At 62.2% G+C, this 13285-nt stretch carries 14 protein-coding genes; 6 read left to right on the forward strand and 8 right to left on the reverse strand.

Features of this window, described 5'->3' with window-relative positions:
• Positions 1-29 precede the first annotated feature (29 nt).
• Positions 30-617 (reverse strand): ANTAR domain-containing response regulator, encoded by a 588-nt coding sequence (locus tag B5P46_RS22490; RefSeq protein WP_018241751.1) that lies wholly within the window; start codon positions 615-617, stop codon positions 30-32.
• A gap of 333 nt (positions 618-950) precedes the next feature.
• Here B5P46_RS22490 and B5P46_RS22495 point away from each other — a divergent pair, with 333 nt between their 5' ends.
• The 3 genes from B5P46_RS22495 (at position 951) to B5P46_RS22510 (ending at position 4743) form a co-directional block, all read left to right on the forward strand.
• Positions 951-2780, forward strand: coding sequence for a TRAP transporter large permease subunit (locus B5P46_RS22495; RefSeq protein ID WP_129420669.1), 1830 nt, complete (start codon positions 951-953; stop codon positions 2778-2780).
• A 13-nt stretch (positions 2781-2793) separates the two neighbouring features.
• The gene (locus tag B5P46_RS22500; protein WP_129420670.1) at positions 2794-3792 is read left to right on the forward strand and encodes a TRAP transporter substrate-binding protein; all 999 of its coding nucleotides are present in this window, start codon (positions 2794-2796) and stop codon (positions 3790-3792) included.
• A gap of 291 nt (positions 3793-4083) precedes the next feature.
• Positions 4084-4743, forward strand: a complete 660-nt coding sequence (locus B5P46_RS22510; protein WP_129420671.1) for a peroxiredoxin — start codon at positions 4084-4086, stop codon at positions 4741-4743.
• Between the two features lie 150 nt (positions 4744-4893).
• Here the strand turns inward: B5P46_RS22510 and B5P46_RS22515 are convergent, their stop codons facing one another.
• Positions 4894-5616: a glutathione binding-like protein gene (locus B5P46_RS22515; RefSeq protein ID WP_129420672.1), complete on the reverse strand. Its 723-nt coding sequence runs from the start codon at positions 5614-5616 to the stop codon at positions 4894-4896.
• 220 nt (positions 5617-5836) lie between these two features.
• Here B5P46_RS22515 and B5P46_RS22520 point away from each other — a divergent pair, with 220 nt between their 5' ends.
• Both B5P46_RS22520 and B5P46_RS22525 read left to right on the forward strand, forming a co-directional pair.
• Positions 5837-6793 carry a lytic transglycosylase domain-containing protein gene (locus tag B5P46_RS22520; RefSeq protein ID WP_129420673.1) on the forward strand — a complete coding sequence of 319 codons (957 nt, stop codon included), beginning with the start codon at positions 5837-5839 and terminating at the stop codon, positions 6791-6793.
• A gap of 93 nt (positions 6794-6886) precedes the next feature.
• Positions 6887-7843 (forward strand): NAD-dependent epimerase/dehydratase family protein, encoded by a 957-nt coding sequence (locus B5P46_RS22525; RefSeq protein ID WP_206735389.1) that lies wholly within the window; start codon positions 6887-6889, stop codon positions 7841-7843.
• Positions 7844-7850: 7 nt separating this feature from the next.
• Here B5P46_RS22525 and B5P46_RS22530 read toward each other — a convergent pair whose 3' ends face one another.
• Positions 7851-9116 (reverse strand): glycerate kinase type-2 family protein, encoded by a 1266-nt coding sequence (locus B5P46_RS22530; protein WP_129420674.1) that lies wholly within the window; start codon positions 9114-9116, stop codon positions 7851-7853.
• 197 nt (positions 9117-9313) lie between these two features.
• Between B5P46_RS22530 and B5P46_RS22535 the strand changes: the two genes are divergently transcribed.
• Positions 9314-9613, forward strand: coding sequence for a DUF6074 family protein (locus B5P46_RS22535; RefSeq protein WP_129420675.1), 300 nt, complete (start codon positions 9314-9316; stop codon positions 9611-9613).
• 116 nt (positions 9614-9729) lie between these two features.
• On the opposite strand, the gene B5P46_RS22540 is transcribed toward B5P46_RS22535, so the two are convergent.
• The 5 genes from B5P46_RS22540 to B5P46_RS22560 are packed head-to-tail and all read right to left on the reverse strand — an operon-like array spanning position 9730 to position 13283.
• Positions 9730-10236: a hypothetical protein gene (locus B5P46_RS22540; RefSeq protein WP_129420676.1), complete on the reverse strand. Its 507-nt coding sequence runs from the start codon at positions 10234-10236 to the stop codon at positions 9730-9732.
• Positions 10233-10853 carry a hypothetical protein gene (locus B5P46_RS22545; protein ID WP_129420677.1) on the reverse strand — a complete coding sequence of 207 codons (621 nt, stop codon included), beginning with the start codon at positions 10851-10853 and terminating at the stop codon, positions 10233-10235. Before B5P46_RS22545 ends, B5P46_RS22540 begins: the two co-directional genes overlap by 4 nt.
• Complete coding sequence (locus tag B5P46_RS22550) at positions 10850-11467, reverse strand: hypothetical protein (protein WP_129420678.1); 618 nt, start codon at positions 11465-11467, stop codon at positions 10850-10852. Before B5P46_RS22550 ends, B5P46_RS22545 begins: the two co-directional genes overlap by 4 nt.
• Entirely contained in the window at positions 11464-12222 is a 759-nt protein-coding gene (locus B5P46_RS22555; protein ID WP_129420679.1) for an ABC transporter ATP-binding protein, read from the reverse strand. The genes B5P46_RS22550 and B5P46_RS22555 overlap by 4 nt, the downstream gene beginning before the upstream one ends.
• The gene (locus tag B5P46_RS22560; RefSeq protein ID WP_129420680.1) at positions 12219-13283 is read right to left on the reverse strand and encodes a FecCD family ABC transporter permease; all 1065 of its coding nucleotides are present in this window, start codon (positions 13281-13283) and stop codon (positions 12219-12221) included. Before B5P46_RS22560 ends, B5P46_RS22555 begins: the two co-directional genes overlap by 4 nt.
• Between the last annotated feature and the right edge of the window lie 2 nt (positions 13284-13285).

Here is a 13285-nt window from a genome sequence, read left to right on the forward strand (position 1 = left end):
TTTCCTCCGGAAATTCATCAGGTCGGCCATTACATCAATAGCCCCGCGGCAGTGACGACGCTCTGGGCGATTTCCGACATCTTCTTCTTTTCATTCATCGCTGTCTGGCGCAGCAGGGCGAAAGCCTCTTCCTCCGACAGGCCGCGCATCTTCATCAATATGCCCTTGGCGCGCTCGACCAGCTTGCGTTCCTCCAGCGCGGAGCGGGCATCGGCAAGCTCCCGCCGCAGCCGGTTGAAGGCATTGAAGCGGCTGACCGCCATGTCGAGGATCGGTTTGACGCGTTCCTTCTTCAATCCGTCGACGATATAGGCCGAGACGCCGGCATCGACAGCTGCCTCGATCGAGGCCGTGTCGGAGCGATCGACGAACATGGCGATCGGGCGGCTGACGGTGCGCGTCAGCTGGAACAGGTGCTCCATCATGTCGCGGTTGGGATTTTCGATATCGATGATGATCACGTCGGGCATCAGCGTTTCGATGATTCGCGCAATGCCGTTGACCTCATGCACGACGGTGACGCGCACATGCCCTGCCTCGCGCAGGCCTTCTTCGATGATGGAGGCGCGAATGGCATTTTCGTCGATCACCAGAATTGTCAGATCGAGATGCGTCATTGTTATACTCATGACGCACTGCAGCAATTTTGGCAAGCGCGCCCGCCTTAAAAGTGTGCATAAATGCATACGCACAAAAAATAATCAAACTGCCGCTTTTGGCCGCAGTTATAGTCCTGCATACATTCTAATCCGATCAACGGCTGACGTCGATCTGTTGTCTTTTCCTGCATGCGGCTGCTTGAGGAAGTCTTTTGTTTCAGCGAAAGGTGCAGTCGCGGTTCGGTCTCAGCAGGGAGTCTCGAAGGCGCGCAATGACACCTGGTCGATACTCGTCGATCGCGATCTTTTGATTGTCAGGACGCCTGATTCTCATGGCGGAAGGTAAGTTCTGTGGCCAGTGAATTTCATCCGATCGAACAGGCCGCGCCGGAGGGCGGGGTGTCAGCGCGCCTGCTGCGGGCGGTCGAAGCGATTCTCGGCATTGCCGCGGCACTCGTTCTCGCCGTGCTGCTCTTGATGGTGCTCGTCACAGTCTGCCTTCGCTATTTCTTCAGCGCCGGCTTCATCGGCGCCGAGGATCTCGGTATCTGGCTGCATGTGGGTCTGATCGCGCTCGGCGCGCCGCTCAGCCTCAACAGCGCGCTTGCCATGCGCCTCGACGTCTTCGTCAAGATGCTGCCGGAAAACCTGCAGCCGCTCACGCGGATCGGCGCTGACGTCTTCACGGTACTCTCGTCGCTGATCCTTGCCTTCGGTGGCAGCGAGATCATGACGATGCTCGGCGGCGTCTCGCCGACGCTCGGCGTGCCGGAATGGATCCGCTTCGGCTTCCTCGGCGCCGGCGGCGCGCTGATCCTCGTCGTGCTGCTTCTGCAGCGCATCACGGAAGGCAAGATCTTGCCGGTTTTGCTCTCGCTTGCCGTCGGTGTCGCGCTCTATGCCGGCATCCCGCATGTCTCGCTCGATCTCGACTGGCCGCCGAGCATTTTTCTCGGACTGATCGCCGCGGTCGGCCTCGTGCTTGCTGCGCCGCTGCCGCACGCCTTTCTTGCCGCAGCCTATGTCGTCATCGCCTTCGGCAGCAGCCTGCCGGAGCCGGCGGTCGTTTCCGCCACCGTCACCGGTATCTCGAAATTCCTGCTGCTCGCCATTCCCTTCTTCCTGCTCGCCGGTGGTCTTCTCACTGCCTCCGGCGTCGCCAACCAGCTTGTGCGCTTCGCCGCCGCCATGGTCGGTCATCGCCGAGCCGGGCTGGCGCAGACGACGCTGTTGACCAGCGTTCTCTTTTCCGGCGCCTCCGGCTCGTCGGTCGCAAATGCCGCTTTCGGCGCATCGACCTTCCAGCCCGAGCTGGTCAAACACGGCTACCCTCCGGCGCAGGCGGCGGCGATCATCGCCTCGACATCGGTTCTCGACAATGTCATCCCGCCGTCGATCGCATTTCTCATCCTTGCGACGGCGACCAATCTTTCCGTCGGCTCGCTGCTCGTCGGCGGCTTCGTCGCCGGCGGCCTGATGGCCATATGCCTGGCGGTCGCCATCCATCTGACCGTGCGTGAGCAGGTGCCCTTGCCGCGCGCAAATGCGAAACAGCGCTGGCAGTCAGCGATCCAGGCAATCCCGGCTTTCGGGCTCGGCGTCATCGTCGTCGTCGGCATCCGCATCGGCATCGTCACCACCACCGAAGCCGCCGCTCTTGCTGCTTTCTACACGCTGCTGCTCGGCATCGGTGCGCGCCTCGGTATTCTCTCGCTCTATGCCGCCTTTCGCCAGGCAGCAGTCGAAGCGGCAGCGATCGGTCTCCTCATCGGCACGGCCGGCCCCTTTGCCTTTTTGCTGGCGGTCGACGACGTATCCGGACTGATCTCGCATCTGACGACAGTGCTCGGGGGCAGCGCGCTTGCGGTCATCCTGCTGTCGAACGTTATCCTGCTGGTGGTCGGCCTCGTTCTCGATATCGGCGCCGCCATCCTGCTCTTCGGCCCGATCTTGCTGCCGGCAGCGGTCGCCGCCGGCATCGATCCCACTCAGTTCGGCGTGATCATCGTCGTCAACCTGATGATCCACGGGCTGACGCCGCCGCTCGGCATGCTGATCTTCGTCGTCAGCGGCGTCACGCGCATTCCCGCCTCAGAGCTCTTTCGGGCGGTGGTTCCCTATCTGCTCGCTCTCCTGGTCTCGCTCGCAATCCTCTGCGCCTGGGCCATCATCTTCTCGTAAACAGGACAACCCCATGGACAATTTCAACCGCCGCAATTTCCTGAAGACCGCAGCGCTCACTGGTGCGGCGCTGGCGGCGCCCGCCTTCGTCCGCACCGCCGCCGCCCGCACGACGACGATCACGATCGCCTCGCTGCTCGGCGACGACAAGCCGGAGACGAAGATCTGGGTGAAGATCGGCGAATTGGTCGAAGCGAAGCTTCCCGGCCAGTTCAAGTTCAATATCGTCAGAAACGGTGCGCTCGGCGGCGAGAAGGAAGTGGCCGAAGGCGTGCGCCTCGGCTCCATCCAGGCCAGCCTCTCGACGGTCTCGTCGCTCTCCGGCTGGGCGCCGGAACTGCAGATCCTCGATCTGCCCTTCCTCTTCCGCGATGCCGACCATGTCCGCAGGACCGTCGGCGGCGATGTCGGCGCCGACCTCAAGCAGAAACTGCAGGCGCAGAATTTCGTCGTCGGCGATTTCATCAATTACGGAGCCCGCCATCTCCTGACCAAGGAACCGGTGACACGGCCGGAGCAGCTCAAGGGAAAGCGCATCCGCGTCATCCAGAGCCCGCTGCACACCAAGCTCTGGAGCGCATTCGGCACGACGCCGATCGGCATTCCGATCACCGAGACCTATAATGCGCTCGCAACCGGCGTCGCCGACGCGATGGATCTGACCAAATCGGCCTATGCCGGCTTCAAGCTCTATGAGGTCGTGCCCGATATGACCGAGACCGGCCACATCTGGGCATCCGGCGTCGTCTATTATGCCTCGACCTTCTGGGCCGGCCTCAACGACGAGCAGAAGGCGGTGTTCCAGCAGGCTTCCAGCGAAGGGGCTGCCTATTTCAACCAGTTGATCGTCGACGACGAATCCAAATCCGTCGAGACGGCGCTTGCCAATGGTGGAAAGCTTCTGAAGCCGGAAGCCTTCGACGAATGGCAGAAAGGCGCCCAGGGCGTGTGGGACGATTTCGCGCCTGTTGTCGGTGGCATCGACAGGATCAAATCGATCCAGTCCGCCTGAGCGAGGGGCGGCGGTTCTCCCGCGGCTTTGAACGGGGACCGATGGAAAACCATCGGTCTCTTCATCGCGCGCACTTGCCGGAAAAATAATACCGCAGTAGGCCGGAAATCGAAAGAGCATGCCTTCGGTGATCGTGGTATATGACTTACTTAAAATCCTGGAATGGGAAGTTTTTACCTTCGGCCGGTGCGATCCTGTTGACCGCAATCTCGCGACCGCTTCCGGCGGACGGATCCCATGGCCTCGATTTGAAATAAACAACATTGAACACAAGGCTTTGGAGGGCCGACCATGAGCTTACGTATCAACGATATTGCCCCCGATTTTACCGCCGACACCACCCAGGGACCGATCAGCTTCCATGAGTGGATCGGCAGCGGCTGGGCCGTCCTGTTCTCGCATCCGAAGAATTTCACGCCGGTTTGCACCACTGAGCTTGGCGCCATGGCTGGCTTGGCCGGGGAATTTTCCAAGCGTGGCGCCAAGATCATCGGCATCTCCGTCGATCCGGTCGAAAGCCATGCCAAGTGGAAGAGCGACATCAAGACCGCCACCGGTTTCGACGTCGAATATCCGCTGATCGGCGACAAGGACCTCAAGGTCGCCAAGCTCTACGATATGCTGCCGGCCGGCGCCGGCGAGAGCTCGGAAGGCCGCACGCCTGCCGACAATGCGACGGTGCGTTCGGTCTTCATCATCGGTCCGGATAAGAAGATCAAGCTGATCCTGACCTATCCGATGACGACGGGCCGCAATTTCAATGAGATCCTGCGCGCCATCGATTCCATCCAGCTGACGGCCAAGCACCAGGTGGCCACACCGGCGAACTGGAACCAGGGCGAGGACGTCATCATCACCGCCGCGGTGTCCAACGAAGACGCGATCACGCGTTTCGGCTCCTTCGATACGGTTCTGCCCTATCTCAGGAAGACCAAGCAGCCGACGGCCTGATTGCTGCTTTCAAGCTGTTCTCCAGACCGCCGCGGCCATATGGCCCGGCGGCTTTTTCGTGCAGGCATTCTGGAAGAATGTCGCTCCGTTGCGCCTTGTTGTTGCGCAATTCCGGACGCAAACCGCTGCGCCCTTTGCTGGTGCTTGGGCTCAATCCGGAACGGGAAGGGCGCGCTGGTTGTAGAGGATCTTGCGGATGCGCGCCTGTTCCTCTTCAGAGAGCTTGCTGTTGTCGGTGCTAAGATCGGCGCCCACCGCAAGGCCGCGCTGGACGCCGGGCCTTGCACTGAGTTCCTCGAACCATCGCTTGAAATGCTTGAACTCGTTGATGTCCTGACCCTGGGCCTGCCAGTTGACGGTCCAGGGATAGCTGACGATGTCGGCGATGGTGAATTCGTCGCCGGCGAGATAACGCCGGTCGCGAAGCCGCATGTTGAGAACGCCGTAAAGGCGGTTGGCTTCGTCGGTGAAGCGCCGCACCGCGTAGGACTGATCGCCTTCGCGATCGCCGAGGCGGCGGAAATGACCGGCTTCGCCGAGTTTCGGCCCCTGGTTCGCCATCTGCCAGATCACCCATTGCGTGACCTCGTATTTGCCACGCAGATCCTGCGGCCAGAATTTTCCGGTCTTCTCGGCGAGGTAGAAGAGGATCGCGCCGGATTCGAACACGCTCAAGGGACCGCCGCCATCGGCAGGCTCGTGATCGACGATGGCAGGCATGCGGTGATTGGGGTTGAGCTTTAGATAATCGGGTTTGAACTGGTCGCCCCGGCCGATATTGACCGGCACCAGCCGATAGGGCGTGGCGGTTTCCTCCAGGAAGATCGAAACCTTCTTGCCGTTCGGCGTCGGCCAGTAGTGGAGATCAATCATCTGCGTATCCTCGTTTGCTCGATTTCCTGGTAAGCAGGATGACGCTGCGACCATGGCAGGTCGAATATGTTTGTTCCAAAATCGATGGCGAAATTAAAAACCCGTGACCCGTCCGTGCCAGCAACTCAGGTGCAGATATGGAAATGGGGAAGCGTCGTGCCTCGATCGATGATATCTAGAATCCAGCGTCGTGATGGAAGTTCAAACCTCATGAGATCCGATGACACGCCGAAAACGTCAGTCCGACATTGGGAAGAGATCGGCCAAGGCCATGCTTTCGCTCTGTCTTCTGTTTTCCCAAGCGGACCCTATGATGGCCCAGCCGGAAGGAAACACTGGGGCGCCGGCCTGTCTCTATTCAGGTCCTTCGGCGTCGGGATCGGGTGAAACGCTCTGCATCCGGAAGGACAGTTTCAACCGCGACCTTTGCGTCGCGATCGAGCATTTCTCCAGCGCCAATCAATTGCCGCCGGATTATTTCGCCCGTCTCATCTGGCGGGAAAGCACCTTTCGCCCCGATGCCGTCAGCTTCAAGGGAGCGCAGGGGATTGCGCAGTTCATGCCTGGAACGGCGAAACTGCGCGGTCTTGAAGACAGCTACCAGGTGTTGGAAGCCCTGCGGAAATCGGCGCAGTATCTCGACGAATTGCGCAATCGTTTCGGCAATCTCGGCCTTGCCGCCGCCGCCTACAATGCCGGCGAAAATGGACTTTCCTCTTACCTTGCGTCAGGGAGATTACCTTACGAGACGCGCGGCTACGTCCTCGCAATCACCGCACATACGATCGAGGAATGGAAGGATAATCCCCCGGAAGATGCGGCCGCCCCGCTCGACAAGGACAAGCCGTTTCTCGATGGCTGCGTGGCGCTTGCCGAACGGCGGACATTGAAGGACACACCCTGGCGTCAGGAGGGTGAATGGGCGCCCTGGGGCATCCAGCTTGCGGCGAATGCGAATGTCGCGGTCGCCCGGCGCATGTTTCTCGATGCCGTGCAGGATCTGCCGGCGCCCCTGAATGCGGAGCAGCCGCTGATCCTGCGCCAGCGCGATCGCAGCTTCGGTTTTCGCCCGCGTTATGCTGCCCGCATCGGCCGGCAGACACGCTTGGAAGCCAACGACCTCTGCAACCAGATCCGCAAGCATGGCGGCACCTGTCTTGTTTTCAAGAATCGATAGCGGGCCTGGTTGAGCCGACTTGATCACGAAAAGTCTGCTTGCAGGATCACCTAAGTGCAGCATATTCGACACGGAAATGCAAAGGGAGGAACGATGATGCGGGTTTTGGTAATCGGGGCAACGGGCCATGTCGGAACCTATCTCGTTCCCCGTCTGGTGGAGGCAGGTCACGACGTCGTCACGATCAGCCGAGGCACGGCGAAGCCCTATACGGCAAACCACGCCTGGGCTTCCGTCGATCAGCGTCAGATGGACCGGGCAGCCATGGAGCGGACGGGTGAGTTCGGCCCGGCCGTGCGTGGAGTGAAAGCCGATATCGTCATCGACATGATCTGCTTCACATTGGAAAGCGCCGAACAACTGGTGACGGCGCTGTCGGGGCATGTCGGTCACTTCCTGCATACCGGCACGATCTGGACGCATGGCCATTCGACGGTCGTACCCACGCTGGAGGAGACGCCGAAATTTCCCTTCGGCGACTATGGGACGCAGAAGGCTGATATCGAAACCTATCTGCTGCAGCAGGTAAGGCTTCGCGGATTTCCGGCAACCATCATCCATCCCGGGCACATTGTCGGTCCCGGCTGGACGCCGCTCAATCCGGCCGGCAATTTCAACCTGCAGGTCTTTTCGACCCTTGCCCGCGGAGAGACCCTGGCGCTGCCCCATTTCGGCCTGGAGACCGTTCATCACGTCCATGCCGATGACGTGGCGGCGATGTTCATGGATGCGATCGCCAACTGGAATGCGTCGACCGGCGAAAGTTTCCACGCGGTTTCGGAGCAGGCATTGACCCTTCGCGGTTATGCCGAATCCATGTCTCGCTGGTTCGGGCACGAGCCGAAGCTCAGCTTCGCCCCATTCGACGCCTGGGCCGAAAGTCAGACGGCCGAAGATGCGAAGGCGACCTGGGAACATATCGCCCGCAGCCCGAATTGCTCGATCGCCAAAGCCAAACGCCTGCTGGGATACACCCCGAGATACACCTCCCTGCAGGCGGTGCAGGAATCGGTCGGCTGGCTGGTCGGGCAGGGGAGGATCGAGACCTGACCCCGGTCTAGCGGATCAGGATGGCCCTGAAATCATTGACGTTGGTTCCAGTCGGGCCGGTTTCGAAGAGATCACCGGTGGCCGCAAAGCCCGAATAGCTGTCGTTGCCGTCGAGCAGCCGGCGCGGATCGAGGCCGGCGGCGCGCAGGCGCCTCACCGTGCCGCCATCGGCAAAGGCGCCGGCATTATCCTCCGAGCCGTCGATCCCGTCCGTGTCGGCCGCCAGGACATGAATGCCCTCCTGTCCGTCGATCGCCAGCGCCATGGCGAGCGCGAATTCGCCGTTGCGTCCGCCCTTGCCGCCCTTGGCGCGCAGCGTCACCGTCGTCTCGCCACCGGAAAGGATGACGACCGGCTTCGGAAACGGCCTGTTGCGGCCCGACACTTCGCGGGCGATGGCCGCATGCACCAGCGCCACGTCGCGCGATTCCCCCTCGATCGCATCCGAAAGAATGGCCGGCTCGATCCCCTGCGATTTTGCCAGACCGGCCGCCGCCTCCAGCGAGACGCCGGCGGAGGCGATGATGTGATGCGCGTGCATTAAGAAGATCGGATCGTCCGGGCGCGGCGCGTCGGCCTTCGGCGAGTTCAGATGATCGAGCGCGGCCTGCGGCAGCTGCAATCCGTATTGCCTGACAATCTCGAGCGCATCGTGTCGCGTCGAACCATCAGCCACTGTCGGCCCGGAGGCGACATGGGCCGGGTTGTCGCCGGGAATGTCGGAGACGATCAGACTGACGACCCTCGCTTTGGTCGCTGCCGCAAGTCTCCCACCCTTGATGGTGGAGAGATGCTTGCGCACCACATTCATCGCCGAGATCGGCGCGCCCGAGGCAAGCAGCATTTCGTTGAGCGCAATCTCGTCTTCGAGGGTCAGCCCCTCCGGCGGGGCGGGCAGCAGCGCCGAGCCGCCGCCGCAGATCAGCGCGATCACCAGATCGTCTTCCGTCAGCCCGTTCACCGTCTCCGTCAGCCGCTTTGCGGCGGCAAGGCCAGCCGCATCCGGCACCGGATGGGCGGCCTCGATAATCTCGATGCCGCGTGTCTCGCAGCCATAGCCATAGCGGGTGACCACCACACCTTCGAGCGCTCCACCCCAGACGCTTTCGAGCGCCCGCGCCATCTGCGCTGCGCCCTTGCCGGCGCCGATCACCACGGTCCTTCCCTTCGGCCTATGGGGCAGATGCGCCTTGATGCCGGTCAGCGGATCGGCGGCGCGAACCGCCGCGTCGAACAGGCTTTTCAGGAAGTCGCGGGGAGCGGTCAGTGTCATCGGTGGTCTCTGCTGCCTCGGTGTGTCGTCATGCGGACTGTCGGCGCATCGGCGTGCCGGCGTCAAGGTCGAAGGCGAGGCAGCTTCGCGACCGCGGCTGCAAATTTTGCTTCGCCGAACAGGAGCAGGTGCGAAGGATAGAAAGCTTTAACCATAGTCCCGTAGACAACGAATAGGATCAAAGGAACCTGTGTTCGATGACTACTGAAATGACCCGCCGGCCTGCCGGCGCCAATGAAGGCAGGATTATTGCCTTTCCCGCTGGAACCGGAACTGCCAATGTCGAGCGCTGCGCTCGCGAACTCGGCCGGCGGCATGGCGCAGATGCGATAGAATTCTGGAAGGCCGAATGCCGCAGGCTTGCCGATCAGCTTCTGGCGGCCGGGATGCCGGAGAGCGATGTCGGTCAGCGGGTGCTGCAGTTTCAGCAAGATGTCCAGAGCGAACTGGTCTTCAGCCACCAAAACGGACCACTGCCCAAGTCTCAAAACCGATAGCGGCGATCTTCGGCGAGGTCTGCCGGATCTGGACCGAAAACGCGCTGTTGAACTCGTCTTTCCGATCGTGGTCGATCTGCAAGATTTGACGCTTTGCTTGTGAGAGTGGGTCGTCCCTATCCCTCTTCGTAAACCGCCTCCGGCGGGAGCGCCAGCAGGCGGTCCGCCATCTCCTGCTTTAGCCAGGCAAGACGCTCCTCTTCCTGGGATGTCCGGTCGGGCTTGCGGCCGAGCATCATGAAATCCTCGCGGACATGGCCGTCGCGCAATTGCAGGGTGACGGCGCGGCCGCGATAGCTGAGTTCAAAGACGTAGCGGGCGAGGATATCGCCGCGCTCCGGCCGGTCGAGCGAGGGGTCGACGCTGTAGCGTCCTTCCGTTAATGCGCGTGTCACCATTTCGAAGGCGTCACGCCCGCCCGGACCGCGAAAGGCCGTGCGGATCGAGATTTCGCGGCGCTCCGGCGGTCCCTCGGCGCTGAGCAGGGGAAAGGCGCGCTCCATCACCTTGAAGGCATGGGCGACGCCGCCTGGGAAACCATAGCCGTGATAATGCATGATGTCGGTGAAGCCGTAGGCAAGCGGCTTGCCGTCTTCGAGCACTTCGATCTTCGTTTCGTTCATTCCGATTTTCCCTTGTCCAATTCCTTGCGCATCCACGGAAGGAAACCATCCAGGAAGCGCGTCGTCGCCGGCATGAAATGCGATCCATGATGGAAGCAGGGGTCGAGGCTGGTGATCACCATGCGCCCCGCCGTCGTGACCTCGTCTACATAGAGGATCGGCTTGCCTTCCTCGTTCACCGCCAGAACCTCGACGCCCTCAGGTGGGTCGAACCAGCCATGAAGGTGCCAGGTCAGGTCGTCTTGCCGGAGATGTTCGAACAGCGAATGGCTGGGTGCTGGGATCCTGACGCCGAGATCGGCGCCCTCGGTCAGCCACCACCACCAGTCTGTCGGTTGCGGCGTGAAATGGATCGCTGGCAGGAACGCTTCCCATGCCGTCTCGCCGGTCGCAACGATCGTGCCGCCCTGGTCGAGATAGGCGCGCAGTTGCGCCGCATGCGGCGCCATCCGGTCCGCCGGCGTCCGGCAGGGAATGAACAGTACCAGGTGTTCGCTGAGTTCGACCGAGGGCAGCTCCTCCGGTCGCACCAGGCGGTCGAAATAATGCCGGTAACGCGGCGCTTCCAGCGTCTCGATGTGGTAGTAGGCGCCGGGATGGATCGCAAGCACGCTCATCGGTTCAGCTCCCCCGCCAGCCAGGCGATAGCGCAGCCGGCCAGCTGCTTGGTGATCTCGGGATCGTCTCCGCAACCCCAGAACTCGTTTCCGGCATGCGACAATATCTCTCCGCCCGCGGGTCGCGCCCATATCCAGTCGACGGGTACCGCCGCCGGTCCCAACGTATTGATCGCAACGGCGCCTGCCGGCATCGGATTGTGTCCGCGGCCGTAGAAACCGGCGACGCCGCGGTTCGTTTCCAGCTTCCTCTGATCGATGCCGGCAAAGACCGGATGATTGAAGCGCCTGATTTGGACAAAGTCGGCCCGTTTTGGCTGCGGTATGGGAATATAGGCGCCGAGTTCCGGCAGGATCGGCCGAAGTATGTGGCCGTTGAAGATCCACCGGCCGCCGCGGTCGAGGAAGGATGTCACTACCGAGGCATATTTGAGGAAGCCGATCTGATCGAGATGGATGGTGGTGATCAGGCCGCTTGCCGCAGCGAAATGGGCCTCCGTCAGCTCCGTCTCGCGCACGGTGATCAGCTTGCCCTGCGCGGTCGCTTCTGCGAAGGGCGGCGCGCTCAGGGTGAAAGGGTTTTGAGAATGCGACTGGATCAGAAGGATGCTCATGCGGCGCGAATTCCCGCAAAGGCCGGCAGAACCGCCTGATGCCTGTCGCCTGTCGGGCCGATAAGCTCGACCACCCGCATCGGGACACCGTAAAGCCGTTCCAGATGTTCCGGCGTGATCGTCTCCGCGACCGGACCGAACAGCGATTGACCATCGGGCATCATCAGCAGCGCATCGTCGGCCGCGGCAAGCGCATGGTTCGGATCATGCGTCGTGAAGGCGATTGCCTTGTCGCGCGGTTCGCGCAGGCTTTTGAGCAGGTTCAGCAGCCGCTCCTGGTTGCGAAGGTCGAGTGCCGCCGCCGGCTCGTCGAGGACGATCGCCTCCGACCCGGTGGCGAGCGCTCGCGCCAGAAGCACGAGTTGCCGTTCGCCGCCGGAAAGCCGGTCGAAGAAATGATCGGCAAAGCGGGCCGCTCCCGCCCGCTCAAGTGCTGAATGGGCAATCTCGAAATCGGAGGGTCCCGGTTGTCCGAACAGGCCGAGATGCGCTGCCCGCCCCATGACTGCGACGTCGATGGCGCGGTAGCGCTGGTTGCTGCGTCCAGTCTGCGGGACGTAGCCGACAATGGTAGGCGCCACGCGGCTGCCTTCGTCCAGCCGCTGGAAGCCGAGCATGGCTTTCAGCGTCGTCGTCTTGCCACGTCCGTTGGGACCAAGAATGGCGAGCGACCGCCCGACGGCAACAGAGAAACTCAGGCGGTCGAGGATGGTGCGCACCCCGAACCTGACGACTGCATCCGTCAATCCGATCATGATCCCGTCCTTTCGCGATAGTGATGGCGCAGGAGAGCCGCGAAGATTGGCGCGCCGACAAGGGCGGTGATGACGCCGAGCGGGATTTCGGCGGCCGTCGCGGTGCGAGCGAGGGTGTCGATGCAGACCATGAATCCTGCGCCGAGCACGGCGGCTGCCGGCAGCAGCGCGCGGTGATCATGGCCGACCAGCAGACGGGCGGCGTGGGGAATGACGATGCCGATCCAGCCGATGATGCCCGAAACCGCGACCTGGCTGCCGACGATGACGGCGATGAGGCAGAAGACCAGCCATCTCTCGCGTATGGTATTGGCGCCGAGGCTGCGGGCTTCGGCTTCGTCGAGCGACAGGATGTTGAGCCGGAAGCGGAGCATCCACAGGAAGCAGCTTCCGAGGATGAGGCCCGGTGCTGCCACCAGCGTGCGCTCCCAGGTGGCCGTCGCAAAGGACCCCATCAGCCAATAAACGATGGCGGGAAGGGAGGTGTTGGGATCGGCGATGAACTGCAGCAGCGAGACGACGGCCGAGAACATCGAGCTGATGACCAGCCCCGACAGGATCACGGTCACCGTTTCCGACCGGCCGTTGATGCGCGACAGCAGCCCCACCAGGATGACGGCCGCCATGCCGCAGAGGAACACCATCGCGATCAGCGGAAATCCCCAGATGCCGAGCATGATCGCCAGCGCGCCGCCAAAGGCTGCACCCTGGGAAATGCCCAGTATGTCTGGCGAAACCAGCGGATTTCGAAACACGCCCTGAAGGCCGGCGCCCGAGATGGCGAGCCCGGCGCCGGCAAGTGCAGCAAGCACGACGCGCGGCGCACGCACCAGCAGCACGATGCGTTCGTCGATCCCGGCAAGCTCCCGCGACGGGTCGCTGATCCCTTGCCAGATCAGTTCGAGCGCGCGTCCAGCTGGCACGGAGAACCGCCCGACGCAAAGGCTGACGGTGAAGGCGATCACCAGCAGCGCCAGCAGCAAGGCGAAGACCAGTGTCTGCCTGGCGAGGTGAACCCGGCGGGCAGCCGGCGCCGTCTCCTCCTGCGTTATCGTCGCCATGA

Origin of the sequence: Rhizobium leguminosarum, assembly GCF_004123835.1 — a bacterium.
In the GTDB taxonomy this organism is placed as follows: Bacteria; Pseudomonadota; Alphaproteobacteria; order Rhizobiales; family Rhizobiaceae; genus Rhizobium; species Rhizobium leguminosarum_M.